Genomic DNA, 26,171 nt, shown 5'->3' with positions numbered 1-26,171 from the left:
CATTGACCTGTAGACCTGATTATCATGGACAAATTTGACGCTAATCGCCGCAAACTGCTGGCGCTAGGTGGTGTTGCGCTCGGCGCTGCAGCCATCTTACCGACGCCAGCATTTGCCACCCTCTCGACACCTCGTCCGCGTATTTTAACGCTCAATAACCTTCATACGGGTGAGACGTTAAAGGCCGAATTCTTCGATGGCAGAGGCTATATTCAGGATGAATTAGCAAAACTAAATCACTTTTTCCGTGATTTCCGTGCAAATAAAGTTAAAGCGATTGATCCTGGATTATTCGATCAGCTTTTCCGCCTTCAGGGCCTGCTGGGAACCCGCAGACCGGTGCAGCTCATTTCGGGTTATCGCTCGCTGGATACCAACAATGAACTGCGCGCCCATAGCCGTGGGGTAGCCAAAAAAAGCTATCACACCAAAGGACAGGCGATGGATTTTCATATTGAAGGCGTTTCGTTAGCCAATATTCGCAAAGCCGCGTTATCTATGCGCGCAGGTGGTGTAGGATATTACCCACGTAGCAACTTTGTGCATATTGATACCGGGCCAGCGAGGCACTGGTAATAACAAAACACAGGAGCAGTATGAACTATCGTATTATTCCGGTTACCGCTTTCTCCCAGAATTGTTCCTTAATCTGGTGTGAACAAACCAAACTGGCCGCGCTTGTTGATCCCGGCGGAGACGCCGAGAAAATCAAGCAGGAAGTCGCAGCGTCCGGCGTGACGTTGATGCAGATTTTGCTAACCCATGGTCATCTTGATCATGTGGGGGCAGCGGCAGAACTGGCGCAGCACTATGGCGTGCCGGTTGTCGGTCCGGAAAAAGAAGATGAGTTCTGGCTGCAAGGGTTACCCGCCCAGAGCCGCATGTTTGGTCTCGATGAGTGTCAACCTCTGACGCCCGATCGTTGGCTGAACGAAGGGGAGAGCGTTCAAGTCGGTAACGTTTCGTTAAGCGTGCTGCATTGCCCCGGACATACGCCGGGTCATATCGTCTTCTTTGATAATGAGTCACGGCTGCTGGTCTCTGGCGATGTGATTTTCAAAGGCGGCGTTGGGCGTAGCGACTTCCCACGTGGCGACCATGGACAGCTGATTCAGTCGATTAAACAGAAGTTATTGCCGTTGGGCGATGATGTGACGTTTATTCCAGGACATGGACCGATGTCGACGCTGGGATATGAGCGTTTACACAATCCTTTCCTGCAGGATGAAATGCCTGTCTGGTAAAACGAACATAATAAAAAAGCCTGCGTCATGCAGGCTTTTTTGTGGGTCAGATCAGGCCCAATTTGTCACGATTAGAGTACCGCGACGATGGCTTCACAGAGTGGCGCCATATTGTCTGGCGTCATTCCTGCCACATTCACGCGACCCGAAGCGACGGCATACACGCCGAACTCTTCACGCAGGCGCAGAACTTGTTCTTTCGTCAGGCCACTGAATGAGAACATGCCATTCTGCTTAATGATAAAGCTGAAGTCGCGATCGGCCCCTTTCTCTGCCAGCGTATTCACAAACAGCAGACGCATGCGCTGAATGCGCTGACGCATGTCGTTTAACTCTTGTTCCCAGATCGCGCGCAGCGCGTCGTTGCTCAGGATAGTGGCAACAACAGAGGCACCGTGTGCAGGCGGGTTAGAGTAGTTGGCGCGGATCGCTGACTTCATCTGGCTGAAGGCGCGGTCTACGGTTTCTGCATCAGCTGCCACCAGCGTACAGGCACCCACACGCTCGTTATACAGGCCAAAGTTTTTAGAGTACGAGCTGGCAACAATCAGTTCCTGATGGACGGCGGCAAAGGCACGCAGACCTTCGGCATCTTCTTCCAGGCCACGGGCAAAGCCCTGATAGGCGAAGTCAAAGAGAGGTAACCAGCCTTTTTCAACGGAGAGTTTCGCCAGGTGTTCCCACTGCTCAAGCGTTGGGTCAATCCCGGTTGGGTTGTGACAGCAGCCGTGGAACAGCACGACGTCGCCCGCCTGCGCTTCGTTCAGGCTGGCCAGCAGGCCGTCGAAATCGAGCGAGTGGTTAGCGGCGTCGTAATAGGTATATTCACGGACTTCAAGTCCCGCTGAATTGAAGACGCTTTTATGGTTAGGCCAGCTTGGGTTGCTCACCCAAACACGCTTCACCGAGGTGTTTTTTGCAAGGAAATCCGCCGCGACGCGAAGTGCGCCGGTACCGCCAGGCGTTTGCGCCGTACGGGCGCGCTTATCGCTGACGATCGCGCTCCCTTTTCCGAACAGCAATTCCTGCGTGCAGTGACCAAATTCAGGGATACCATCAATACCGAGGTAGTTTTTGGTGGTTTCGTTTTCCAGCAGATACTGCTCAGCTTTTTTTACGCTGGTCAGGACCGGTGTTTTGCCGGTTTCATCTTTATAGACACCAATACCCAGGTTGATTTTTCCAGGGCGGTCATCGGCACGAAACAGATCGGCCAGGCCCAGAATGGGGTCGGCAGGAGCGGCAGTAATGTTCTCAAACATGACGAAGTTCCATTGTGATTACAGAAGTGAAATCCGCTATCAGGTTAACGGGAGATTTACAAAATGCCAACCGTTTGCGACAAAAAGCGTGCGTCTTTTCAAAACTTGCTGTAAATGACCTTCAGACATAAAAAAACAGGGCCGAAGCCCTGTTTCTTAAGCATATAACAGAGGAGGGTTTAGAACTGGTAAACGATACCCACTGCTGCCTGGTCGTCAGTTGCCAGACCAGCAGATTCAGAGTAGGAGTTGTCGTCCAGCAGGTTGAATTTGTATGCAGCATACACGTTCATGTTTTTGTTGAAGTAGTACCAGGTACCCACTTCCACGTATTTCACCAGGTCAGCATCGCCACCGCCGAAGGTGCCACGTGACTTCAGGTCTTTACCTTTAGACTGCACGTAACCCACGGATGGACGCAGGCCGAAGTCGAACTGGTACTGAACCACGGCTTCGATGTTCTGAGTTTTGTTAGCGAAGTTGTTGTCAGCTTCACGGGTCATGTTTGTGGTTTCAGCATACTGAACCGCTGCATAGACGTTGTTCGCATCGTATTTAGCTGCAGTAGACCAGGCTTCTGCGCGCTCGCCGCCAGCACTTGCCCATGCAGTTGAAGTACCTGCAGCAACCTGCTCGTTGGTACGGTCAGCAGTTTCATAACCTGCTGCCAGTGCGAAGCCTTCGCCGAATTCATACTGAACGGATGAGCTGAAGCCGTCGCCGTTACCTTTAGCGCCGTTACCACCACGACCGATGTTGATCAGCTGGCCGTCGTCAGTGTAGGTCGCAGAAATGGCGTTGCTGCGATCGTTTTTGCCCTGGTACTGGAGAGCGAAGCTCAGACCATCAACCAGACCAAAGAAGTTGCTGTTACGGTAGGTCAACAGGCCAGACGCACGACCGTTCATGAAGTTGTCAGTTGCAACCCAGGAATCGCCGCCCCATTCAACCAGCATATCGGTATAAGCTGCTGCGTCATAGATTGCGCCGTAGTTACGACCATAATCCAGAGAACCTGCATCGCCGAAGTTCAGGCCAGCGAATGCCAGACGGGTTTTAGTACCCTGAGAGCCTTCCGCATTGGAAGCGTCCATGTTGTATTCCCAGTGACCGTAACCAGTGATCTGGTCATTGATCTGGGTTTCACCTTTAAAGCCGATACGGGCATAGGTGGTGTCTTCGTTGCTGGTGTCACCATTGGTGGTCCAAATGTGTTCGCCTACAGCTTTACCGTAGAAGTCCAGTTTGTTGCCGTTTTTGTTATAGATTTCTGCAGCGTTTGCTGCACCGGCTACCAGCAGGGCAGGGATAACCACTGCCAGGATATTGCGCTTCATCATTATTTATTACCCTCATTGGTTTTTTTATGACACTCGCCACTGCCGTCAATAAATTCTGTCAATAAATATTTCCGGAACTATTGATGAGAGTTTGGTGTCTTTATGTATCTGACAGGCATCTTTCCATTCATATACCGGTTTCGCTAGCCTGAAAGTGCTACAAACATAAAGATTCAGTAACAAGATGAAATAATGTGTAAGAATTTATGTATTTTCGGGAACTTTGTGAACCACCTCAAATTTCAGAACTGATTGCGCTTTCAAAAAGAAAATCCTTTCCTATATATATGAATTGCTTATATTTAATCTTGATATAGGCTTTTCGTATCAACGGATGTTAAACGAATTGTTTTTTCCTGTTATCTTATTTAGACGTCTGGATGGTTGGGAAATTGGTCGAAATTTGTGCTAATGCATGAGTAAAGGATTACTCGCAATAAAAACAGGGTTTATTTTTTGTTTACAGTTGTTTCGTGGAAATAAAACGTAACAGGTAGAGGATTTGGCGGGGTTGCACTTTAGAGATGCTGACTTTCGGCTGACATAAACTGACAGTGCAGAATAAAATAATGGCCAGCAAGCGCTGGCCATTACGAATACATCAGAATCAGAAACTGGCGTTACGTGGCGTACGCGGGAAGGCGATAACATCACGAACGTTCTGCACGCCCGTGACATAGGCAATTAAACGTTCAAAACCGAGGCCAAAGCCGGAGTGCGGCACGGTACCATAGCGGCGCAGATCGCGATACCAGCTGTAATCTGCCGGATTCAGACCCATCTCAACCATACGGGCGTCCAGCACGTCAAGACGCTCTTCACGCTGAGAGCCACCGATGATTTCACCGATGCCCGGAGCCAGAACGTCCATGGCTGCCACGGTTTTACCATCTTCATTAAGGCGCATATAGAAGGCCTTAATGTCTTTTGGATAGTTTTTCACTACAACCGGCGCTTTGAAGTGTTTCTCGGCCAGATAGCGTTCGTGCTCGGAAGAGAGGTCCACGCCCCAATACACCGGGTTTTCGAACGTCTCGCCGCATTTTTCAAGAATGGCCACCGCATCGGTGTAATCGACCTGGGCGAAATCAGCAGAAACGAAGCGCTCAAGACGGGCAACCGCATCGCTATCCACGCGCTCGGCGAAGAATTTCATGTCGTCCGCACGCTCTTCCAGTACCGCTTTAAAGACATACTTCAGCATGGCTTCCGCCAGGCCTGCCACGTCGTTAAGGTCGGCAAATGCCACTTCCGGCTCCAGCATCCAGAATTCCGCCAGGTGGCGGCTGGTATTGGAGTTTTCTGCACGGAAAGTAGGACCGAAGGTGTAGATTTTGGACAGCGCACAGGCATAGGTTTCGCCGTTAAGCTGGCCAGAAACGGTCAGGAAGGCCTCTTTACCAAAGAAGTCTTTGTCGTAATCCACTTTGCCTTCCGGCGTGCGCGGCAGGTTTTCCATATCCAGCGTCGAGACACGGAACATTTCGCCCGCGCCTTCTGTATCAGACGCGGTGATCAGCGGAGTAGAGACCCAGAAATAGCCCTGCTCGTCAAAGAAGCGATGCAGCGCTTGCGCCAGCGTATGACGCACGCGTGCTACGGCACCAATCAGGTTAGTGCGCGGACGCAGGTGGGCGACTTCACGCAGATACTCAATGCTGTGGCGTTTTGCCGCCATCGGATAGGTATCCGGATCTTCAACCCAGCCGGTCACTTCAATAGCAGATGCCTGAATTTCGAAACTCTGACCCTGGCCCGGAGAAGCCACAACCACCCCGGTGACGATAACGGAGCAACCCGTTGTCAGGTGCAGAACATCGTCATTGTAATTGGGCAGAGAATTATTTATGACGGCCTGTACAGGATCAAAGCAGGAACCGTCATAGACGGCAAGGAAGGAGATGCCAGCTTTAGAATCTCGGCGAGTACGCACCCATCCGCGCACGGTGACTTCTTGGTCAACGGCGACACGGCCCTGGAGTACGTCGGCTACAGGCACAACGCTCATAATATTCTCTCTGTTAATAGTCGGAAAAAATAAATACTTGTCCGCCCTTATAGGGGGGATATCTATGTTACCTGGCATCCGCCATCAGACAAGCAGATTTCGCACTCTGATGAGAAGAAATCGGAAATAAATAAGGAGAGGGGAGCCGGTCAGGCTCCCAAAGGCGATTAACTGGCTTTTTTAACCTGTGGCAGATCGAACGCTTTTCGCAGGGCGCGAACAAAGGCTTTGTCATGACAGATAGTTTTACCCGGGCTGTCGGACAGTTTAGCAACCGGCTTGCCGTTACATTCCACCAGTTTGATGACGATATTCAGCGGTTTTACCTGAGGGATATCACAGGTCAAACGGGTGCCAATGCCAAAGCTCAAATTCACGCGGGACGAGAAATGCCGATAGAGATCGATGGCTTTCGCCAAATCCAGGTTATCGGAAAAAACCAGCACCTTCGTTAACGGATCGATGCCCAGCTTTTGGTAATGGGCGATGGCCTTTTCGCCCCACTCGACCGGATCGCCGGAGTCGTGGCGTAGCCCCTGATAGCGTTGAGCAAACTCAGGCCCGAAGTCACGCAGGAAAGCATCCATGGTGATGCAGTCGGTGAGGGCAATCCCGAGTTTGTCAGGGTATTCGTCCAGCCATGCAGCCAGCGCTGCTCGCTGGCTGGTAGCCAGATCGGGACTGATTTGCTGATGCGCCTGGAACCATTCATGCGCCTGGGTTCCCATTGGCGTCAGGTCAAGACGGCGCGCCAGATCGTAGTTGCTGGTTCCCACGAACCAGGACTCCTGCTGAAGCCGTTCGACAATGGCGTACTGAACTTCGCGGGAGAAACGACGACGAGTGCCAAAATCCATCAGACGGAAGCGGGACATATCAAGGTCTTCGGTCATCCGCGAAAAATCAAGAAGCTTATTTTCAAGCGTAGCGAGGGCCTGTCCGACGCCCGCTTCCGGGGAACGGTAGCGGTGGACCAGCTCGCTAATCACCGCCAGAAGCGGAACTTCCCACATGATCACTTCGCGCCACGGACCGGCGAGGCGGATATTGAGCTTGCCGTTGTCGTTCGTGACGGTTACCTGTTCAGGCTTATAGCGGAAGTCGCGCAGCCAGTTCAGATAATCATCTTTAAAGAAGGGGAGGCCGGAAAGCCACTGGTATTCGTCGTCCTGCAACGTCAGATGCTGCATGGCATCGACCTGTTCGCGGATGGCGTCGGCATAGATGCCGAGCAGGTCGTCACCGCGGCAACGGAACTCAGCCGCTACCTGCACGTCGTAGTAATGGTGATAAACGGCTTGCTGCATATGGAGCTTATACGCATCGGTATCCAACAACGTATGCAGAACAGGAGAAGCGAATTGAGTCATAGGTGCGCAGTAGCATCCTCTCACGGGAGCGTTTAGTACAATAAACAACTATTGAAACCGCTGGAGTATACCTTGTTTAGCGATTTATTGAACCCCGATCACAACATAAGGTGTTGCCAGGGTCGAGCGCATTTCGTGCCCCGTGTTATATAAATGTAGCAAAAATAGGGTTTGTACCTGAAAAGATGAAGATTCTGCGTAGCGCGATCTACACAACAGGAATAGACTGGATTCGATATTCGACAAACGATGCATAAGGTTTTCTATGACACAACAGCCTCAAGCCAAATACCGCCACGACTACCGTGCGCCGGATTACCTGATTAGCGATATCGATCTGACTTTTGACCTGGATGCCACTAAAACCGTCGTCACGGCCGAAAGCCAGGTCGCACGCCAGAGCGCCGCTGCCGTGCCGCTGCGCCTCGATGGTGAAGACCTGACGCTGGTTTCCTTACACGTCAATGGTGAAGCCTGGTCTGACTATAAAGAAGAAGATAACCAGCTGGTGATCGATAACCTGCCGGAACGTTTTACGTTGCGCATCGTGACTGAAATCAGCCCGTCCGCGAACACCGCGCTGGAAGGTCTCTACCAGTCCGGTGAAGCGCTGTGCACCCAGTGTGAAGCCGAAGGCTTCCGCCATATTACCTGGTATCTGGATCGCCCGGATGTTCTGGCGCGCTTCACCACGAAGATTATTGCCGATAAAACCAAATATCCTTTCCTGCTGTCGAACGGCAACCGCGTTGGTGAGGGGGAGCTGGACCAGGGGCGTCACTGGGTGCAGTGGCAGGATCCGTTCCCAAAACCGTGCTATCTGTTTGCGCTGGTTGCCGGCGACTTTGACGTCCTGCGCGACACCTTCAAAACCCGTTCCGGGCGCGACGTGGCGCTGGAATTGTTCGTAGACCGTGGCAACCTGGATCGCGCGCCGTGGGCAATGACCTCGCTCATTAACTCCATGAAGTGGGATGAAGAACGTTTCGGCCTCGAATACGATCTCGACATCTATATGATTGTGGCGGTCGACTTCTTCAACATGGGCGCCATGGAAAACAAAGGCCTGAACGTCTTTAACTCCAAATACGTTCTCGCGCGTACCGATACGGCGACCGATAAAGACTATCTCGATATCGAACGCGTTATCGGCCATGAATATTTCCATAACTGGACCGGCAACCGCGTGACCTGCCGCGACTGGTTCCAGCTGAGCCTGAAAGAGGGCTTAACCGTTTTCCGCGATCAGGAATTTAGCTCCGATTTAGGTTCGCGCGCGGTTAACCGCATCAGCAACGTGCGCACCATGCGCGGCCTGCAGTTTGCAGAAGATGCCAGCCCAATGGCGCATCCGATTCGTCCGGACAAAGTGATTGAGATGAATAACTTCTACACCCTGACGGTGTACGAGAAGGGTGCTGAAATCATTCGCATGATCCATACCTTGCTGGGTGAAGAGAATTTCCAGAAAGGGATGCAGCTCTATTTTGAGCGCCATGACGGCAGCGCCGCGACCTGCGACGACTTCGTGCAGGCGATGGAAGATGCCTCGAATGTCGATCTGTCCCATTTCCGCCGCTGGTACAGCCAGGCCGGTACGCCGATTGTCACCGTTAAGGATGATTACAACCCGGAAACCGAGCAATACACGCTGACCATCAGCCAGCGCACGCCACCAACGGCCGAGCAGGAAGAGAAACACCCGCTGCATATCCCGTTTAGCATTGAGCTGTATGACAACGAAGGCAAGGTCATTCCGCTGCAAAAAGGGGGGCATCCGGTCCATCACGTGCTGAATGTCACCCAGCCGGAGCAGACCTTCATTTTCGATAATGTCTACTTCCAGCCGGTGCCGGCATTGCTGTGCGAATTCTCTGCGCCTGTGAAGCTGGAATATAAGTGGAGCGATCAACAACTCACCTTCCTGATGCGTCACGCGCGTAATGATTTCTCTCGCTGGGACGCGGCGCAAAGCCTGCTGGCGAATTACATCAAGATCAACGTAAACCGCCATCAGCAGGGGCAACCGCTCTCTCTGCCTGTCCACGTGGCCGATGCTTTCCGCGCCGTCCTGCTGGATGAAAAGATTGATCCGGCCCTCGCCGCAGAAATTTTAACGCTGCCTTCCGTCAGTGAGATTGCTGAGCTCTTTGAGATCATCGATCCGATCGCCATCGTCGCCGTGCGTGAAGCCCTAACCCGGACGCTGGCCACCGAGCTGGCCGATGAGTTCCTGGTGATTTACAACCTCAATAAGCTGGCTGAGTATCGCGTTGAACATGCGGATATTGGTAAACGCTCCCTGCGCAACACCTGTCTGCGTTATCTGGCATACGGTGACGTGAAACTGGCCGATCGTCTGGTCAGCGAACAGTATCATCAGGCCGATAATATGACGGATGCGCTGGCTGCCCTGGCCGCAAGCGTGGCGGCTGAACTGCCGTGCCGCGATGCGCTGATGCAGGAGTACGATGATAAGTGGCATCAGGATGGCCTGGTCATGGATAAGTGGTTTATTCTGCAATCCACCAGCCCCGCTGCTGATGTGCTGAGCAACGTGCGCCGTTTGCTGAATCACCGCTCATTCACCATGGGCAACCCGAACCGCGTGCGTTCTCTCATTGGGGCATTCGCCAGCAGTAATCCGGCGGCTTTCCATGCGGAAGACGGCAGTGGTTATCAGTTTATGGTTGAAATGCTCACCGAGCTGAACAGCCGTAACCCGCAGGTCGCGTCACGTCTTATTGAGCCGCTGATTCGCCTGAAGCGTTATGATGCCGAGCGTCAGGCGAAAATGCGTGCGGCGCTTGAGCAACTCAAAGGGCTGGAAAACCTCTCTGGCGATCTGTACGAGAAGATTGCTAAAGCGTTAGCGTAAAAAAATTGCCCGGTGGCGCTGCGCTTACCGGGCCTACCTATGGTTTTCTCCCTCTCCCTGTGGGAGAGGGCCGGGGTGAGGGCATCAGGCATTAGCCGTAATCAACGCCCGCTCATTCACCCCGCGCTTCATCACCCGATCCAACACTTCCGCCTCCAGCTCCGCCAGTCTTGCTGACCCCACGCGGCGCGGGCGCGGGATGTCCACGCTCAAATCCAGACCGATTTTTCCTTCTTCTATAAGCAACACGCGATCGGCCATGGCGACCGCTTCGCTCACGTCATGCGTCACCAGGAGCACCGTAAAGCCGTGCGTCTGCCAGAGAGATTCAATCAAATCCTGCATCTCGATCCGCGTCAGAGCGTCGAGCGCCCCGAGGGGTTCGTCGAGTAATAACAACCCCGGACGATGAATCAAAGCCCGCGCCAGCGCGACGCGCTGTTTTTGTCCGCCGGAAAGCGCGGCAGGCCACTCCCCGGCGCGTTCTTCAAGCCCGACGGCGGCCAGCGCCTGACGCGCCTCATCGCGCCACGGGCCGGTTAATCCTAATCCCACGTTTTCAATCACGTTCTTCCACGGCAGAAGACGTGCGTCCTGAAACATCATGCGGGTATCGTCCTGTATAGTTGCCAGAGGCGTTGTCCCCGCCAGAATCTCACCGCCGTCTGGCGCTTCCAGGCCGGCTAACAGACGCAGCAAGGTACTCTTACCGCCGCCGCTGCGACCAACGACAGCCACAAATTGTCCGGCGGGAATATGCAGGTCCAGCGCATTAAGAATGGTGTTTTCGCCGTAGCGTTTGGTCACACCGCTGACCAGGAGCGGTGTTCCCTGAGTGAGTCGGGCAGTATTCATGCGTTTGCCTCCTTAAGGGAGTAGGCCGGATTCCAGCGGAGCCATTTGCGTTCAAGCCACTGTGCGCTAACGTCGGCGAGCTTGCCGAGCAGGGCATAAAGAATGATGGCAACCACCACCACATCGGTTTGCAGGAATTCGCGGGCGTTCATCGCCAGATAACCAATACCGGCGTTAGCGGAAATGGTCTCCGCAACGATGAGCGTCAGCCACATCAGACCCAGCGCGAAGCGCACGCCCACCATAATGGAGGGCAGGGCGCCCGGAAGAATGACATGGATAAAGAGCGCAAAGCCGGATAAACCATAGCTGCGCGCCATCTCAACCAGGCCACGATCGATATTGCGGATGCCATGCCAGGTGTTGATATAAATCGGGAATAACGTCCCGAGTGCCACGAGGAAGATTTTGGCGCTTTCATCAATGCCAAACCATAAAATGACCAGCGGGATCAGCGCCAGATGCGGTACGTTTCGCAACATCTGAATCGAGGTATCCAGCAAACGCTCACCCCAGCGGGAGAGTCCGCTGATGAGCCCCAGCGTCAGCCCGAGGCTTCCTCCAATGGAGAATCCAATCGCCGCCCGCCACGAACTGATCGCCAGATGTTGCCAGAGCTCACCGCTCACGCTGAGCGACCAGAAGGCCTCCACGACGCCCTCCGGGGAGGGCAAAATCCGGCTCGACAGCCAGCCTGCCGAGGAGGCAATTTGCCAGACAACGACAACTCCCGCGGGCAGCAGCCAGGGGGCAATGCGTAATAACCATTTTTGTGATGAGTTAGCCATGGTCGCCTCGCTAGCTTTGCGCACTTTTGCCAGGAATAAACGCGTTGGCTACCGCTTCACCCTGCGTTTGTAAAGGACGTGGCTGAGGAACCTCAGGGATGGCGACATCCAGATGGGGGAATAACAGTTCGCCAACCTTGTAGGCCTCTTCCAGATGTGGATAGCCGGAAAGGATAAAACTGTCGATTCCGAGGGCAGCGTATTCATTGATACGGGCTGCCACCGTCGGACCGTCGCCCACCAGTGCCGTTCCTGCGCCGCCGCGCACCAGTCCGACGCCCGCCCATAAATTAGGGCTTATCTCCAGTTTCTCGCGCTGGCCGTTATGCAGCGAGGCCATGCGATGCTGTCCAACGGAATCGGTTCGTGCAAAGGCCGCCTGCGCTTTAGCAATCGTCTCATCATCCAGATGGGAGATCAGACGATCGGCCGCCCGCCATGCTTCGTCGTTGGTTTCGCGCACAATAACGTGAAGACGAATGCCAAAACGAACCGTGCGACTACGCGCGGCGGCCCGGGCGCGAACCTGGTCAATCTTCTCTTTGACCTGCTCGGGTGGTTCACCCCAGGTCAGATAAAGATCCACCTGTTCTGCCGCCAGCTCCTGAGCGACATCGGACGACCCGCCAAAATAGAGTGGGGGGCGTGGCTGCTGGATCGGCGCAAAAAGAAGTTTTGCCTCCCGGACATGAACATGTTTGCCCTCAAAGGTTACGGTCTCCCCCTCAAGCAGCCGACGCCACACGCGCGTAAACTCCGCCGAAGCTTCATAGCGTTCCGTGTGATCGAGGAATACGCCATCGCCAGCCAGTTCCTGAGGGTCGCTGCCGGTGACCAGATTGAACAACGCACGTCCATTTGACAGCCGGTCGAGCGTGGCGGCCTGACGAGCGGCCACGGTAGGGGACACGACGCTCGGTCTGAGCGCCACCAGGAATTTCAGCCGTTGCGTGACCGGGATCATTGAGGCGGCGACAAGCCAGGCGTCTTCACAGGATTTTCCGGTTGGGATCAACACGCCGGTAAAACCAATCCTGTCTGCCGCCTGCGCGATTTGCTGCAGGTAGCCATAATCCACCGGGCGGGCGCGCTCTTCCGTCCCCAGATAGTGTCCATCACCGTGGGTAGGTAAAAACCAGAACATATTCAGGCTCATTATTGGGTTCCTTCTTTTTCAGAGGGGTGCCAGATACGATCGCCAATCACGACCTTTTTCGGCAGGAGACGATTTTCATAAAAGAGGTCAGCGGTTTGCTGTTGCAGGGCCGCAGTGGTCGCATCCACCGCGCGAATCGCGGTTGGCGGGCGATGATCCAGATAGCGGGCAATCACCGGCTCCGGGAGGCCCATCGTTTTGGCCAGCAGGCTGATGCTTTCCTGACGCTGGCTTTGCGTGAGGGCATCCGCCTCGCTAAAGACGTTCAGTACCCCCTGAATGAACGGGCCGTTTTTCCCGGCGTAGGGGCGTGCGGCCAGGTAGAAGGAGCCCGTTTGTTTGAGCGTCTCGCCATCTTTCAGCACCCGGACGCCCCCCTGAAGCAGAGCGGCGGAGTAGTACGGATCCCAGATAGCCCAGGCGTCGACGTTACCCTGCTGGAAAGCCGCCCGCGCATCCGCCGGGGATAAGAAAATGGGTTGAATATCATTGAACGTCAGTCCCGCCTGCTGCAGCGCACGCAGCAGCAAGTTGTGCGAGCTGGATCCTTTCTGAAACGCCACCTTATGTCCTTTCAGGTCGGCCACGCTTTTGATGGGGCTGTTTTCCGCGACCAGAATCACTTCCGCTTTAGGTTTGGGCGGTTCGACGCCAACGTAGAGCAGATCGGCGCCCGCTGCTTGCGCAAATATCGGTGGAATATCTCCTGTACTGCCGAGATCGATGCTCCCGACGTTGAGCGCCTCCAGCATTTGCGGACCAGCAGGAAACTCGACCCACGAAAACGTCGTATTGGGGTAGCGTTTTTCCAGCAAGCCGTGGCTTTTTGCCAGGACCATGCTCACGCTTCCTTTTTGATAGCCAATGCGCAAGGATTCCGGCGCTGAACCGGCGGCCTGCGCGAAAACAGATACCAGGATTAATCCGCTTAAACTCAGACGCCAGAGGGCATTAAACATGGGCGACTCCTTTCAACTGGCTCAGGACGGGCACCTGAACATCACGGCGGTGTAACGCCTGCCAGAAGGTCTCCAGCGCGGTATCAAGCCGGTGCTGTAAGTTTGGCGTGAACTGGGGTTTATGCTGGTAATCGATCACCTGTGAGTCGTCGGCAAAGACGCCGTGCAGAATTTCTTGCGCCTTGAGGGCGCTCAGAACCGGCTTCAGGGCGTAATCCACCGCCAGTAAATGGGCCACCGTGCCGCCCGTCGCAAGCGGCAGAACCACTTTTTGTTCCAGAGCACGCTCCGGTAACAAATCGAGCAACGTTTTGAGGGCACCTGAAAACGAGGCTTTATACACCGGGGTGGCCACAATCAGACCGTCCGCCTCGCTGAGCTGCTCAATGAACGTTTTCAGCGCCGGGCTATCAAAACGGGCGTAAAGCAGATCCTCGGGTTCAAAGTTATGCAGGTGCCAGTGGCACACATCAATACCCAGCGAAGTCAGCCGATCGCGGGCATACTCCAGCAGAGCGCTGGAACGAGAAGGGAAACGGGGACTGCCTGCCAGTGTGATGACGCGCATGGATGCTCCTTATAACCGTTTGTTTGCTTTTATCTAACATTCATAACAATTTTCAGGAGTGTGACACTGCTGCTTTATTCCACTAAATGATTTATCCGAAATTAAAATGCTGGAAATTGCATAAGAAAAGCGCAGAAAGGAAAACGATTGCGTTTTACGCGGTTTTTTTGCCACAGGTCAATTCCCTTTCCGGACAGGATCGCAGATAATCCCCACCCGGTTTGCCCACCGGAATCCAGGAGAGTTCATGTATTACCCCTTCGTTCGTAAAGCCCTTTTTCAGCTCGATCCCGAGCGCGCCCATGAAGTCACATTCCAGCAATTGCGTCGTATTACAGGCACCCCGCTTGAAGCCTTAGTGCGCCAGAAAGTCATGGATAAACCCGTTCAATGTATGGGGCTGACGTTCAAGAATCCCCTTGGCCTGGCGGCGGGTCTGGATAAAAATGGTGAGTGCATCGATGCGCTGGGCGCGATGGGTTTTGGATCCATTGAAGTCGGTACCGTCACGCCACGTCCTCAAGCGGGCAATGACAAACCGCGCCTGTTCCGGCTGGTGGAAGCGGAAGGGTTAATCAACCGTATGGGCTTTAATAACCACGGTGTAGACAACCTCGTTGAGAATGTTAAAAAAGCCCATTTTAACGGCGTCCTGGGGATTAATATTGGCAAGAATAAAGATACTCCCGTTGAGCAGGGGAAAGATGACTATTTGATTTGTATGGAAAAAACCTACGCTTATGCCGGGTATATTGCCATCAACATCTCCTCACCGAATACCCCTGGTTTGCGCACGCTGCAATATGGTGAGGCGCTCGACGATCTGCTCAGCGCCATAAAAAATAAACAGCGTGAGCTTCAGGCGATCCACCATAAATATGTTCCGGTCGCGGTGAAGATCGCCCCGGATCTTTCAGTGGACGAATTGATCCAGGTCGCCGACAGTTTAGTGCGCCATAATATTGACGGAGTGATTGCGACCAATACCACGCTGGATCGTTCTCTCGTTCAGGGAATGAAAAATTGTGACGAAACAGGTGGATTAAGCGGTCGCCCGGTGCAATTAAAAAGCACTGAAATTATCCGTGCCTTATCCGCTGAATTAAACGGACGCTTGCCGATTATCGGTGTCGGTGGCATTGATTCTGTCATCGCTGCGCGTGAGAAGATGGCAGCCGGCGCTTCGTTGGTCCAAATTTATTCTGGTTTTATTTTTAAAGGCCCACCGCTGATTAAAGAAATCGTTAATCATATCTAATCTTTTTCCTCATTCAGACAACCAGGGCTTTATTTCCGGCCCTGGTTGTTTTATATTCCGTCACTGTTGCTTATTTAAACATTATGGTCTTTTATTAATGGTGTTATAAACGAAGCGGTAAACAGGACATTTTTAGAACAGGATGTTGAGGTGATGGGAGAGGAACATGCGAATTAAACCTGACGATAACTGGCATTGGTATTATTGCGAAGAGCACGATCGAATGATGCTCGATTTAGCCAATGGTATGTTGTTTCGTTCGCGTTTTGCTCGCCGAATGTTGACCCCGGATGCTTTTGCTCCTTCAGGCTTTTGTGTGGATGACGCTGCTCTCTATTTCTCTTTTGAGGAGAAATGCCGCGATCTCACTCTGACAAAAGAACAACGTGCCGAGCTGGTACTGAATGCGCTGGTGGCGATTCGCTTCCTCAAGCCGCAAATGCCTAAAAGCTGGCATTTTCTTGCCCACGGCCAGCCCTGGGTACCCGCCACGGGTGATGCTGCCTGCGTCAGCCTGAGCGATACCGCCGAAGAGGTGAGTCTGCTGGTGGTGGAACCGGGCGAAAATGCTGCGTTGTGCCTGCTGGCTCAACCTGGCGTGATGATTGCCGGGCGAGCCATGCAGTTAGGGGACGCCATCAAGGTGATGAACGATCGACTGAAACCTCAACTGCGCGTTGATGCGTTTAGCCTTGAACAGGCGGTTTAGGCGCCAGTCGTAACGACGTTTTTGGCACACAGCTACAGCTGAGTATCGTTCCATCTTCCCCAATGGCTGATTTTTTCAGCGCACTGACTTCACCCTCTACAAGCGTAATGCGACAACTTCCGCACAGGCCCGCCCGACAGGAATAGGGCACGCGAATGCCCGCTTGCTCCAGTTGCTCAAGTATAATCTGCTGATTATTGCCGCGAAGCGTCTGGCCTTGCCATTCAATGTCAATGGCAGAGGCGGGGGCGGACTCGACGTCCACGTGCGCCTCTTCTTCTCCGGCGCCATAGACTCTGCCGGGTCCGGTGCTTAAAACCTCGACTTCATCACCGACACGCACGACGCCGCTGCTGCGTGGAATAAGGTTCTGCCCAAAATCGACGTCGCCGTTATCCTGGGCTGTGCGGAACGATTGCAGTGTGCTAAGCGGCTCGCCAGACGGGTGTTTTTGCCCTTTTTCCGGGCTGATGGTGGTGAAAATACAGCGGCTGCACGGCTTGACCACATCAAAAATCACGCTGCCAATGCGAATGACTTTCCAGGTGTCCTCTTCCCAGGGCTGCGTACCGGCTACCACCAGGTTCGGTCTGAACTGCTCCATTTGCACGCTGGCCTTACAGCGGTTTTGCAGATCGCGCAATGACGCCTCTGTCGTCAGCAGGAACGGAAAACCGTCGGCGAAAGAGAGAGGCACGGCCTCATAGCGCTTAACGCGACGTGTCAGTTCGGGTCCGACCCAGCGCAGCTGCACCTCGCGAGAGAAGAATCCGCTCAGCCAGCGGTTCACTTCATCCGGCGCCACGCGTGCAGTGAAATGATTGCCCCAGACTTCCGTTGGCGCATCCACCGCTGAAAAATCACTGAAGCGCACCACCGCGCTGGAATTATCGGGTGCGGTCAGGTGTAAACCGTCGTGTAACGGGGCTGGCGTGAAGCGGACCATTTGCGGAAACTGACGCGCCGTAATGAAGGTTCCGTCCGGTTCTGTCACCATGAAAATGCGATCAAAGGCAAAGCCGCTGACGTCCGCAAGCGCGTGGGTCAGGCCAATGCCACGCATTGATTTAACCGGATGAATGAAAAGCCTTGATAACGTCGCCACTGTTCCTGCCCTCGAACCTTTGAAAATAAGCCTTCAACTTTATGACATACACGTCATATTAGCTATAATGCGCAGCAATTTTCTAAGAGTAATAAGTGACGATATGAATTCTCTGTTTGCCAGTACGGCCCGTGGGCTGGAAGAGCTGTTAAAAACTGAACTGGAAGGCCTGGGCGCGCTTGAGTGTCAGGTGGTTCAGGGTGGTGTCCATTTTGAGGGCGACACGCGGCTTATTTACCAGAGCCTGATGTGGAGTCGTCTGGCCTCACGCATCATGCTGCCGCTAGGCGCATGTAAAGTCTACAGCGATCTAGACCTGTATCTTGGCGTGCAGGCAATCGACTGGACAGAGATCTTCGCACCGGGTGCGACCTTTGCCGTGCATTTCAGCGGGCTGAATGACGAAATCCGCAACAGCCAGTACGGCGCGTTGAAGGTAAAAGATGCCATTGTTGACAGCTTCACGCGTAAGAATCTTGAACGTCCCAATGTGGATCGTGAAGCCCCTGACCTGCGGATCAACGTATGGCTGAATAAAGAGACCGCCCATATTTCCCTGGACTTATGCGGTGAAGGCTTGCATCAGCGCGGCTATCGCGATTGCGCGGGTCTGGCCCCCATTAAAGAAAACCTGGCCGCTGCGATCGTGATGCGTTCCGGCTGGCAGTCAGGTACGCCACTGATCGATCCGATGTGCGGATCCGGTACCTTGTTGATTGAAGCGGCCATGCTCGCTACCGATCGTGCACCTGGCTTGCACCGTGGTCACTGGGGTTTTAGCGGCTGGGCACAGCATGATGACGCGCTGTGGAAAGAGGTGAAAGCCGAAGCGCAGGTTCGTGCGCGTAAGGGCCTGGCGGATTATGGTTCCCATTTCTATGGCTCAGATAATGATGCGCGCGTCATTGAGCGCGCACGCAGTAACGCCCGTCGTGCGGGTATCGCGGATTTGATCACGTTTGACGTGAAAGACGTGGCGCAGTTAACCAATCCGCTGCCAAAAGGGCCGTACGGCACGGTGATCAGCAACCCGCCATACGGCGAGCGGCTGGACAGCGAACCGGCGCTGATTGCGCTGCATAGCCTGCTGGGTCGCGCCATGAAAGATCAGTTTGGCGGCTGGAACCTGTCGCTGTTCAGCGCCTCACCAGAGCTGCTGAGCTGCCTGCAGCTGCGTGCTGAACGTCAGTTTAAGGCGAAAAACGGCCCGCTGGATTGCGTACAAAAAAACTATCACCTGACCGAAAAAGAGGGTGAGAGCAAGCCTGCGACCATCGCCGAAGATTACGCAAACCGTCTGCGTAAGAACCTGAAGAAATATGAAAAATGGGCGAAGCAGGAAGGCATCGAATGCTATCGTCTGTACGACGCCGACCTGCCGGACTATAACGTGGCGGTTGACCGTTATGCCGACTGGGTGGTGGTTCAGGAGTATGCTCCGCCGAAGACGGTAGATGCGCACAAGGCGCGTCAGCGTATGCTGGACGTCATTGCCGCCACCATTCACGTTCTGGGCATCTCGCCGAACAAACTGGTGCTGAAAACCCGTGAACGTCAGAAAGGCAAAAATCAGTATCAGAAAATGGGTGAGAAGGGCGACTTTATTGAAGTGGGCGAATACAATGCCCGACTCTGGGTCAACCTGACGGATTATCTGGATACCGGTCTTTTCCTCGATCACCGTATCGCGCGTCGTATGCTGGGCCAGATGAGCCAGGGGAAAGATTTCCTCAACCTCTTCGCCTACACCGGTAGCGCGAGCGTGCATGCCGGACTTGGCGGCGCACGCAGCACCACAACGGTGGATATGTCACGTACCTATCTGGAGTGGGCTGAACGTAACCTGCGTCTGAACGGCCTGACGGGGCGTCAGCATCGCCTGTTGCAGGCGGATGTGCTGGGCTGGTTACGCGATACGGATGAGCAGTTCGACCTCATCTTCATCGATCCGCCGACTTTCTCTAACTCCAAGCGTATGGAAGATAGCTTTGATGTTCAACGCGATCACCTGCGCCTGATGACCGATCTGAAACGTCTGCTGCGTAAAGGCGGCACGATTATGTTCTCAAACAATAAACGCGGCTTCCGCATGGATAATGACGGGCTGGCAGCGCTGGGACTCAAAGCACAAGAAATCAGTCAAAAAACCTTGTCCCAGGACTTCGCCCGCAACCGTCAAATCCATAACTGCTGGTTAATCACCGCCGCCTGAAAGGAATTATAAATGTCATTAATTAGCATGCACGGTGCCTGGCTGTCCTTCAGCGATGCGCCACTTTTAGACGATACCGAACTGCATATCGAAGATAACGAGCGGGTGTGTCTGGTTGGCCGTAATGGCGCCGGTAAATCCACCCTCATGAAGATCCTGAACCGTGAACAAGGACTGGATGACGGACGTATCGTCTATGAACAGGATTTGGTTGTTTCACGTCTGCAGCAGGATCCCCCGCGTAACGTGGCGGGCACTGTTTACGATTTTGTCGCGGAAGGGATCTCCGAGCAGGCCGAATACCTGAAAGCCTATCACGATATTTCGCACCTGGTGATGACCGATCCCAGCGAGAAAAACTTCAATGAGATGGCGCGTCTTCAGGACCTGCTCGATCACCACGGGCTGTGGCAGCTGGAAAGCCGTATTAACGAAGTGCTGGAGCAGCTGGGCCTGGAAGCCGATACCGAACTGGCGTCGCTTTCTGGCGGCTGGTTACGTAAAGCGGCGCTGGGTCGCGCGCTGGTGAGCGGGCCTAAGGTACTGCTGTTAGACGAACCGACGAACCACCTGGATATCGAAGCGATTGACTGGCTGGAAGGGTTCCTTAAAACGTTCAACGGGACCATTATTTTCATCTCGCACGACCGTTCGTTCATCCGCAACATGGCCACCCGCATCGTCGATCTCGATCGCGGCAAGCTGGTGACCTATCCAGGGGATTACGACACCTACCTGCTTGAGAAAGAAGAGAACCTGCGCGTGCAGGAACTGCAAAACGCAGAATTCGATCGCAAGCTGGCACAGGAAGAAGTGTGGATCCGTCAGGGCATCAAGGCGCGTCGTACACGTAACGAAGGCCGTGTGCGTGCGCTTAAAGCCATGCGAAATGAACGTAGCCAGCGCCGCGAAGTCATGGGCACTGCAAAAATGCAGGTCGAAGAAGCGGCCCGTTCCGGCAAGATTGTCTTCGAAATGGAAAACGTCAACTACCAGGTCGATGGCAAAGTGCTGGTGAGCGATTTCTCTGCACAGGTGCAGCGCGGCGATAAAATCGCCCTGATCGGCCCGAACGGCTGTGGTAAAACGACCCTGCTGAAATTGATGCTGGGCCAGCTGCAGGCGGATAGCGGTCGCGTTCACTGCGGTACCAAACTCGAAGTGGCCTACTTCGATCAGCATCGCGCCGAACTCGATCCGGACAGAACGGTGATGGACAACCTGGCCGAAGGCAAGCAAGAAGTGATGGTGAACGGTAAGCCTCGTCACGTGCTTGGCTATCTGCAGGACTTCCTGTTCCATCCTAAACGCGCCATGACGCCTGTTCGTGCGCTTTCCGGTGGGGAACGTAACCGACTTCTTCTGGCGCGTTTGTTCCTGAAACCAAGTAACCTGTTGATTCTTGATGAACCGACAAACGATCTGGATGTCGAAACCCTGGAACTGCTGGAAGAGCTGATCGATGGTTATCAGGGCACCGTTATGCTGGTGAGCCACGACCGTCAGTTTGTGGATAACACCGTGACCGAGTGCTGGATCTTCGAAGGCGAGGGGCGTATTGGCCGTTACGTCGGCGGATACCACGACGCGCGGGGTCAGCAATCCCAGTCACAGGCGGTAAAGCAGACAAAAGCTAAAAACGCGCCGGAAACGGCGGCGCCAAAAGTGGAAACGGCGAAAAAACAAACCGTTAAGATGAGCTATAATCTGCAACGAGAACTGGATGAGTTGCCAAAGCGTCTTGAAACGCTCGAAGCCAGCCTTGAATCGTTGCAGGCGCAGGTTGCAGATGCTTCATTCTTTAGCCAGCCGCACGACTATACTCAGAAAATCCTGGCTGACCTCGCTCAGGCTGAAAAAGCGCTGGAAGAGGCTTTCGAGCGCTGGGAGTATCTTGAGGCTCTGAAAAACGGCGCATAACCAGGGACATCTAATGTGTGATCAGCACCATGCCGACCGGCATATATTATGTTCACAATGCGACATGCTCGTGGCGCTGCCAGAGCTTGATCGCGGACATAAGGCGGCATGCCCGCGCTGTGGGGCAACGCTGACAACAGAGTGGGACGCGCCAAGGCAGCGTCCCACTGCTTATGCGGTTGCAGCGCTGTTTATGCTGCTCTTATCGAATCTCTTCCCTTTCATCTATATGAAAGTGGGAGGGATCACAAGCCAGGTAGACCTGCTTGAAATACCTGGCGTCATGTTCTCAGAGGATTACGCCAGCCTCGGAACCTTCTTCCTTCTGTTTGTGCAGATTGTACCCGCCTTTTGTCTGGTCGTTATTCTGCTGCTGGTTAACCGCGTCCGGATGCCCGTGACGCTCAAAATCAAACTTGCCAGAGTTCTGTTCCAGCTAAAGAGCTGGGGAATGGCAGAAATTTTTCTTGCCGGCATTCTGGTCAGTTTTGTCAAGCTGATGGCCTACGGCGACGTCGGTATTGGCAGCAGTTTTGTGCCCTGGTGCCTCTATTGTGTTCTCCAGCTGCGGGCCTTCCAGTGCGTCGACAGGCGTTGGGCGTGGGATGATATTGCGCCTGCCCCATTATTGCCCAGGACGGTGAAAGTGGGCGTGCCGGGGATACGACAAGGGCTGCGTTCCTGTTCATGCTGTACGGCCGTTTTACCTGCCGACCAGGAAATCTGTCCGCGTTGCGGCACGAAAGGCCACGTACGGCGTAAAAATAGCCTGCAGTGGACAATGGCCCTGCTGGTAACGTCCATCATGCTTTACCTGCCCGCAAATATCTTACCCATTATGATAACCGACCTGCTGGGCGATAAGATGCCCTCCACGATCCTCGCGGGCGTCGTTTTGCTGTGGGGAGAAGGATCCTATCCGGTGGCAGGGGTGATTTTTATCGCCAGTATTATGGTGCCGACGCTTAAAATGATCGCGATTGCCTGGCTGTGCTGGGATGCAAAAGGCCACGGTAAACGCGACAGTGAGCGCATGCACCTGATTTATGAAGTCGTCGAATTTGTTGGACGCTGGTCAATGATTGACGTCTTTGTCATTGCCGTTCTCTCTGCGCTGGTGCGCATCGGAGGACTGATGAATATTTATCCCGCTTTGGGTGCGCTGATGTTTGCGTTGGTCGTTATTATGACGATGTTTGCGGCACTGACTTTCGACCCACGCTTATCGTGGGATCGGGAGCCAGTGCCAGGCCATGAGGAAGAGTAAGAGCATGGAAAATAAGAGTGGAGAGGCGAAAGTGCAAAAGGTCAGAAACTGGTCGCCGGTGTGGATTTTCCCCATCGTGACCGCTCTGATTGGCGCATGGATCCTGTTTTATCATTACAGTCATCAGGGACCCGAAGTGACGCTTATCACCACTAACGCAGAAGGCATCGAAGGGGGGAAAACCACCATCAAAAGCCGCAGCGTGGATGTAGGCGTGGTGGAAAGTGCCACCCTGACGGACGACCTGACGCACGTTGAAATCAAAGCGCGGCTAAATGCGGGCATGGAAAAACTGCTGCATAACGACTCCGTGTTCTGGGTGGTGAAACCGCAGGTAGGACGCGAGGGGATCAGCGGATTAGGAACGCTGCTTTCGGGTGCCTATATTGAACTGCAGCCCGGGACAAAAGGTAGCCAGCCCGGTCAGTATCAACTGCTTGATGCCCCGCCTTTAGCCCCGCCTGATGCGAAGGGGATCCGCGTGATCCTTGAAAGTAAGAAAGCAGGGCAGCTGAGTCCAGGCGATCCCGTTCTGTTCCGTGGCTACCGTGTTGGGTCAGTTGAAACCAGCACTTTCGATGCGCAGAAACGCACCATTAGCTATCAACTGTTTATTAACGCGCCCAACGATCGTCTGGTCACCAGCAACGTCCGTTTCTGGAAAGACAGCGGAATTGCCGTGGATCTGACCTCAGCAGGGATGCGCGTAGAAATGGGCTCATTGACCACGCTGTTTGGCGGTGGGGTCAGTTTTGATGTGCCGGAAGGGGTCGATCTTGGTCAGCCGGTGGCGGAGAAAACGCCATTCCGCCTGTTTGACGATCAGAGGAGCATTCAGGATGCGCTCTATACCGACCATATCGATTACCTGATGTTCTTCAAGGATTCCGTACGCGGCCTGCAACCTGGCGCGCCGGTGGAGTTCCGTGGAATACGTCTGGGAACCGTGGGCCAGGTGCCATTCTATGTCCCGGGTATGAAGCAGATGCTGGATGATGATTATCGTATTCCGGTGCTTATTCGCATTGAACCTGAGCGGTTAATCAATCAGATTGGGGTGAATGAGGATATTGGTACGCACATCAATGAACTGATGAAACGAGGCCTGCGCGGATCGCTTAAGACCGGTAACCTGGTCACGGGCGCGCTTTATGTGGATATGGACTTCTATCCGAAAGCACCTCCGATAACGGGCATCCGTGAGTACGGTGGTTTTAAAATTATCCCGACCATGAGCAGCGGACTGGCACAAATCCAGCAGCGCCTGATGGATACGCTGGATAAGATCAACAATCTGCCGTTGAATCCGATGCTTGAACAGGCAACCCATTCGCTTAGCGAAAGCCAGGCAACCATGCGCCGTCTGCAAACCACGCTGGATAATATCAATAAGATCACGGCTAACCAGTCTATGCAGCAGCTGCCGCAGGATATGCAGAAAACCCTGCGTGAACTGAACCGGAGTATGCAGGGCTTCCAGCCTGGCTCAGCGGCTTACAACAAGATGGTGGCCGATATGCAGCGCCTGGATCAGGTCTTGCGTGAACTGCAGCCGGTCCTGAAAACGCTGAATGAGAAGAGCAACGCGCTGGTATTTGAAGCGAAGGACAAAAAAGATCCTGAGCCGAAGAGGGCAAAATAATGAAACAGTGGCTATTAATCGTTGGAGCAGTGGTGTTAACAGCCTGCAGCTCAGGAAGCGACACTAAAAATTACTACCAGCTGCCGATGTCCGCCCAGACGGGTGGACAAACCACGGCCGCGCACGGAAATCGGCTGTTATGGGTTGAGCAGGTTTCGGTGCCCGATTCTCTGGCCGGAAACGGCGTGGTTTACCAGACCAGCGACGTGCAATATGTGATCGCGAATAACAATCTCTGGGCCAGCCCGCTGGATCAGCAGTTGCGTAATTCGCTGGTGGCGAATCTCAGCAGCCAGCTTCCCGGGTGGGTTGTTGCTTCGCAACCGTTAGGCAGCGATCAGGACACCCTGAACGTCAACGTTACGGGCTTTCACGGACGTTATGATGGCAGGGTAGTGATCAGTGGCGAATGGCTTTTAAATCATCAGGGACAGCTGATTAAGCGCCCGTTCCATCTTGAGCTTAAACAGCAGCAGGACGGGTATGACGAGATGGTCAAAATGCTGGCACAGGGCTGGGCGCAGGAAGCAGCCAGCATAGCGAAAGAAATTTCACGTATGCCATAAGTAAAATTCATCACCGCAGACCGCATCCAGCGTTTCGCTGGGTGCGGTTTTTTTTTGTCATGCAGATCAGTTTGATACCTGTGCCAGCTCACATTCTTTGTACAAATGATATTCTGGCTAGCTCACAAATATGACATTGGCGTGAATTTTGCGCATTGACGATGCGATTGATTCAGGTTATTCGTTAACTGTGCTTGCATGTTTTGCAACCACTGTTTTCTTTCCACCAGACCAAAGAATGAGGGAAACGAGGCATGAAGAGACAGAAACGAGATCGCCTGGAACGGGCGCACCAACGTGGATACCAGGCTGGCATCGCCGGACGCTCAAAAGAAATGTGTCCTTACCAGACGTTGAACCAAAGATCATACTGGTTAGGAGGCTGGCGAGAAGCCATTGGGGATAGGGTACTACTTGCGTGACACGTCTCTTTAGAAACTGAAACCTCCGCATGGCGGAGGTTTCGCCTGTTAAGCCGGACTAAAGCTCAATCAGAATGCTGAAGTGTCCTGGAACAGACCCACTTTCAGATCGCTTGCCGTATAAATCACACGACCATCAACCAGCACTTCACCATCTGCCAGACCCATCACCAGACGACGGTTCACAATGCGTTTGAAGTGAATACGGTAGGTGACTTTCTTCGCGGAAGGGAGAACCTGACCAGTGAATTTCACTTCGCCGACGCCCAGCGCACGGCCTTTGCCTTCGCCGCCCAGCCAGCCTAAGTAGAAACCAACCAGCTGCCACATCGCGTCCAGACCCAGACAACCAGGCATGACGGGATCGCCGATGAAGTGGCAACCAAAGAACCACAGGTCCGGGTTGATATCGAGTTCCGCTTCTACATAACCCTTGTCAAAGTTGCCGCCGGTTTCGGTCATTTTCACGACACGGTCCATCATCAGCATGGAAGGGGCGGGTAACTGTGGGCCTTTAGCGCCAAACAATTCACCGCGACCAGAGGCAAGAAGATCTTCTTTTGTATAGGATTCGCGTTTATCTACCATGTTCTCAGTAAGCCTTATTTTAGTGAAGCACGCAGGATAGCTAACACGTGTACG

General features: G+C 53.8%; 22 protein-coding genes. 11 read left to right on the top strand and 11 right to left on the bottom strand.

Annotated elements, in window-relative coordinates:
- Positions 1 to 24 precede the first annotated feature (24 nt).
- Positions 25 to 576 (top strand): peptidoglycan L,D-endopeptidase MepK, encoded by a 552-nt coding sequence (gene mepK, locus LZP96_RS02275; protein ID WP_064325574.1) that lies wholly within the window; start codon positions 25 to 27, stop codon positions 574 to 576.
- Positions 577 to 596: 20 nt separating this feature from the next.
- Positions 597 to 1,244 carry an MBL fold metallo-hydrolase gene (locus tag LZP96_RS02270; RefSeq protein WP_064325575.1) on the top strand — a complete coding sequence of 216 codons (648 nt, stop codon included), beginning with the start codon at positions 597 to 599 and terminating at the stop codon, positions 1,242 to 1,244.
- A gap of 71 nt (positions 1,245 to 1,315) precedes the next feature.
- Here the strand turns inward: LZP96_RS02270 and aspC are convergent, their stop codons facing one another.
- The 4 genes from aspC to pncB all read right to left on the bottom strand — a co-directional run bounded on the left by aspC (position 1,316) and on the right by pncB (position 7,224).
- Positions 1,316 to 2,506 (bottom strand): aspartate transaminase, encoded by a 1,191-nt coding sequence (aspC, locus tag LZP96_RS02265; RefSeq protein ID WP_064325576.1) that lies wholly within the window; start codon positions 2,504 to 2,506, stop codon positions 1,316 to 1,318.
- Positions 2,507 to 2,685: 179 nt separating this feature from the next.
- On the bottom strand, positions 2,686 to 3,843 hold the full coding sequence (locus LZP96_RS02260) for a porin (protein ID WP_198324765.1): 1,158 nt from the start codon (positions 3,841 to 3,843) through the stop codon (positions 2,686 to 2,688).
- A gap of 610 nt (positions 3,844 to 4,453) precedes the next feature.
- On the bottom strand, positions 4,454 to 5,854 hold the full coding sequence (asnS, locus tag LZP96_RS02255; protein ID WP_064325578.1) for an asparagine--tRNA ligase: 1,401 nt from the start codon (positions 5,852 to 5,854) through the stop codon (positions 4,454 to 4,456).
- 167 nt (positions 5,855 to 6,021) lie between these two features.
- A complete protein-coding gene (pncB, locus tag LZP96_RS02250) occupies positions 6,022 to 7,224 on the bottom strand; it encodes a nicotinate phosphoribosyltransferase (RefSeq protein ID WP_064325579.1) in 1,203 nt (400 codons plus the stop codon).
- Positions 7,225 to 7,489: 265 nt separating this feature from the next.
- Between pncB and pepN the strand changes: the two genes are divergently transcribed.
- Positions 7,490 to 10,102 carry an aminopeptidase N gene (pepN, locus tag LZP96_RS02245; protein WP_064325580.1) on the top strand — a complete coding sequence of 871 codons (2,613 nt, stop codon included), beginning with the start codon at positions 7,490 to 7,492 and terminating at the stop codon, positions 10,100 to 10,102.
- A gap of 84 nt (positions 10,103 to 10,186) precedes the next feature.
- Here pepN and ssuB read toward each other — a convergent pair whose 3' ends face one another.
- From ssuB to ssuE, 5 genes are read right to left on the bottom strand one after another with little or no spacing between them, the layout of a single operon-like run.
- The gene (ssuB, locus tag LZP96_RS02240; protein ID WP_258925676.1) at positions 10,187 to 10,957 is read right to left on the bottom strand and encodes an aliphatic sulfonates ABC transporter ATP-binding protein; all 771 of its coding nucleotides are present in this window, start codon (positions 10,955 to 10,957) and stop codon (positions 10,187 to 10,189) included.
- The gene (ssuC, locus tag LZP96_RS02235; protein WP_064325582.1) at positions 10,954 to 11,745 is read right to left on the bottom strand and encodes an aliphatic sulfonate ABC transporter permease SsuC; all 792 of its coding nucleotides are present in this window, start codon (positions 11,743 to 11,745) and stop codon (positions 10,954 to 10,956) included. The genes ssuB and ssuC overlap by 4 nt, the downstream gene beginning before the upstream one ends.
- 10 nt (positions 11,746 to 11,755) lie before the next feature.
- Positions 11,756 to 12,901 (bottom strand): FMNH2-dependent alkanesulfonate monooxygenase, encoded by a 1,146-nt coding sequence (gene ssuD / locus LZP96_RS02230; RefSeq protein ID WP_064325583.1) that lies wholly within the window; start codon positions 12,899 to 12,901, stop codon positions 11,756 to 11,758.
- On the bottom strand, positions 12,901 to 13,860 hold the full coding sequence (locus tag LZP96_RS02225) for a sulfonate ABC transporter substrate-binding protein (RefSeq protein WP_258925675.1): 960 nt from the start codon (positions 13,858 to 13,860) through the stop codon (positions 12,901 to 12,903). Before LZP96_RS02225 ends, ssuD begins: the two co-directional genes overlap by 1 nt.
- Positions 13,853 to 14,428 (bottom strand): NADPH-dependent FMN reductase, encoded by a 576-nt coding sequence (gene ssuE / locus LZP96_RS02220; protein WP_258925674.1) that lies wholly within the window; start codon positions 14,426 to 14,428, stop codon positions 13,853 to 13,855. Before ssuE ends, LZP96_RS02225 begins: the two co-directional genes overlap by 8 nt.
- A 247-nt stretch (positions 14,429 to 14,675) precedes the next feature.
- Between ssuE and pyrD the strand changes: the two genes are divergently transcribed.
- Both pyrD and zapC read left to right on the top strand, forming a co-directional pair.
- The gene (gene pyrD, locus LZP96_RS02215) at positions 14,676 to 15,686 is read left to right on the top strand and encodes a quinone-dependent dihydroorotate dehydrogenase (protein WP_064325586.1); all 1,011 of its coding nucleotides are present in this window, start codon (positions 14,676 to 14,678) and stop codon (positions 15,684 to 15,686) included.
- A gap of 166 nt (positions 15,687 to 15,852) precedes the next feature.
- Complete coding sequence (gene zapC / locus LZP96_RS02210; protein WP_064325587.1) at positions 15,853 to 16,395, top strand: cell division protein ZapC; 543 nt, start codon at positions 15,853 to 15,855, stop codon at positions 16,393 to 16,395.
- On the opposite strand, the gene LZP96_RS02205 is transcribed toward zapC, so the two are convergent.
- Entirely contained in the window at positions 16,373 to 17,500 is a 1,128-nt protein-coding gene (locus tag LZP96_RS02205; RefSeq protein WP_064325588.1) for a YcbX family protein, read from the bottom strand. The two genes, zapC and LZP96_RS02205, sit on opposite strands and share 23 nt — an antisense overlap.
- A 103-nt stretch (positions 17,501 to 17,603) precedes the next feature.
- Here LZP96_RS02205 and rlmKL point away from each other — a divergent pair, with 103 nt between their 5' ends.
- From rlmKL to rmf, 6 genes are all read left to right on the top strand, one after another.
- Entirely contained in the window at positions 17,604 to 19,712 is a 2,109-nt protein-coding gene (gene rlmKL / locus LZP96_RS02200; RefSeq protein WP_064325589.1) for a bifunctional 23S rRNA (guanine(2069)-N(7))-methyltransferase RlmK/23S rRNA (guanine(2445)-N(2))-methyltransferase RlmL, read from the top strand.
- 12 nt (positions 19,713 to 19,724) lie between these two features.
- Positions 19,725 to 21,632: an ABC transporter ATP-binding protein gene (locus LZP96_RS02195; protein WP_064325590.1), complete on the top strand. Its 1,908-nt coding sequence runs from the start codon at positions 19,725 to 19,727 to the stop codon at positions 21,630 to 21,632.
- 13 nt (positions 21,633 to 21,645) lie between these two features.
- Positions 21,646 to 22,899 (top strand): membrane integrity-associated transporter subunit PqiA, encoded by a 1,254-nt coding sequence (pqiA, locus tag LZP96_RS02190; protein ID WP_064325591.1) that lies wholly within the window; start codon positions 21,646 to 21,648, stop codon positions 22,897 to 22,899.
- Positions 22,900 to 22,903: 4 nt separating this feature from the next.
- Complete coding sequence (pqiB, locus tag LZP96_RS02185; protein ID WP_064325592.1) at positions 22,904 to 24,541, top strand: intermembrane transport protein PqiB; 1,638 nt, start codon at positions 22,904 to 22,906, stop codon at positions 24,539 to 24,541.
- Positions 24,541 to 25,107: a membrane integrity-associated transporter subunit PqiC gene (pqiC, locus tag LZP96_RS02180; protein ID WP_064325593.1), complete on the top strand. Its 567-nt coding sequence runs from the start codon at positions 24,541 to 24,543 to the stop codon at positions 25,105 to 25,107. Before pqiB ends, pqiC begins: the two co-directional genes overlap by 1 nt.
- Positions 25,108 to 25,361: 254 nt before the next feature.
- The gene (rmf, locus tag LZP96_RS02175; protein WP_012016862.1) at positions 25,362 to 25,529 is read left to right on the top strand and encodes a ribosome modulation factor; all 168 of its coding nucleotides are present in this window, start codon (positions 25,362 to 25,364) and stop codon (positions 25,527 to 25,529) included.
- A gap of 69 nt (positions 25,530 to 25,598) precedes the next feature.
- On the opposite strand, the gene fabA is transcribed toward rmf, so the two are convergent.
- Positions 25,599 to 26,117 (bottom strand): bifunctional 3-hydroxydecanoyl-ACP dehydratase/trans-2-decenoyl-ACP isomerase, encoded by a 519-nt coding sequence (gene fabA / locus LZP96_RS02170; protein WP_064325594.1) that lies wholly within the window; start codon positions 26,115 to 26,117, stop codon positions 25,599 to 25,601.
- Positions 26,118 to 26,171 lie beyond the last annotated feature (54 nt).

This window comes from Huaxiibacter chinensis, from assembly GCF_022171985.1.
Lineage (GTDB): Bacteria > Pseudomonadota > Gammaproteobacteria > Enterobacterales > Enterobacteriaceae > Enterobacter > Enterobacter chinensis_A.
Note: the sequence above shows the minus strand (reverse complement) of the source record. Positions and strands in the feature narration are given on the sequence as shown.

Coding starts and splice junctions, on each gene's coding strand:
- rmf (WP_012016862.1), top strand. CDS start 25,362: ATGAAGAGACAGAAACGAGATCGCCTGGAACGGGCGCACCAACGTGGA.
- LZP96_RS02225 (WP_258925675.1), bottom strand. CDS start 13,860: ATGTTTAATGCCCTCTGGCGTCTGAGTTTAAGCGGATTAATCCTGGTA.
- pncB (WP_064325579.1), bottom strand. CDS start 7,224: ATGACTCAATTCGCTTCTCCTGTTCTGCATACGTTGTTGGATACCGAT.
- zapC (WP_064325587.1), top strand. CDS start 15,853: ATGCGAATTAAACCTGACGATAACTGGCATTGGTATTATTGCGAAGAG.
- pyrD (WP_064325586.1), top strand. CDS start 14,676: ATGTATTACCCCTTCGTTCGTAAAGCCCTTTTTCAGCTCGATCCCGAG.
- fabA (WP_064325594.1), bottom strand. CDS start 26,117: ATGGTAGATAAACGCGAATCCTATACAAAAGAAGATCTTCTTGCCTCT.
- LZP96_RS02270 (WP_064325575.1), top strand. CDS start 597: ATGAACTATCGTATTATTCCGGTTACCGCTTTCTCCCAGAATTGTTCC.
- ssuB (WP_258925676.1), bottom strand. CDS start 10,957: ATGAATACTGCCCGACTCACTCAGGGAACACCGCTCCTGGTCAGCGGT.
- ssuD (WP_064325583.1), bottom strand. CDS start 12,901: ATGAGCCTGAATATGTTCTGGTTTTTACCTACCCACGGTGATGGACAC.
- asnS (WP_064325578.1), bottom strand. CDS start 5,854: ATGAGCGTTGTGCCTGTAGCCGACGTACTCCAGGGCCGTGTCGCCGTT.
- pepN (WP_064325580.1), top strand. CDS start 7,490: ATGACACAACAGCCTCAAGCCAAATACCGCCACGACTACCGTGCGCCG.
- pqiC (WP_064325593.1), top strand. CDS start 24,541: ATGAAACAGTGGCTATTAATCGTTGGAGCAGTGGTGTTAACAGCCTGC.
- rlmKL (WP_064325589.1), top strand. CDS start 17,604: ATGAATTCTCTGTTTGCCAGTACGGCCCGTGGGCTGGAAGAGCTGTTA.
- pqiA (WP_064325591.1), top strand. CDS start 21,646: ATGTGTGATCAGCACCATGCCGACCGGCATATATTATGTTCACAATGC.
- mepK (WP_064325574.1), top strand. CDS start 25: ATGGACAAATTTGACGCTAATCGCCGCAAACTGCTGGCGCTAGGTGGT.
- ssuC (WP_064325582.1), bottom strand. CDS start 11,745: ATGGCTAACTCATCACAAAAATGGTTATTACGCATTGCCCCCTGGCTG.
- LZP96_RS02195 (WP_064325590.1), top strand. CDS start 19,725: ATGTCATTAATTAGCATGCACGGTGCCTGGCTGTCCTTCAGCGATGCG.
- pqiB (WP_064325592.1), top strand. CDS start 22,904: ATGGAAAATAAGAGTGGAGAGGCGAAAGTGCAAAAGGTCAGAAACTGG.
- ssuE (WP_258925674.1), bottom strand. CDS start 14,428: ATGCGCGTCATCACACTGGCAGGCAGTCCCCGTTTCCCTTCTCGTTCC.
- aspC (WP_064325576.1), bottom strand. CDS start 2,506: ATGTTTGAGAACATTACTGCCGCTCCTGCCGACCCCATTCTGGGCCTG.
- LZP96_RS02260 (WP_198324765.1), bottom strand. CDS start 3,843: ATGAAGCGCAATATCCTGGCAGTGGTTATCCCTGCCCTGCTGGTAGCC.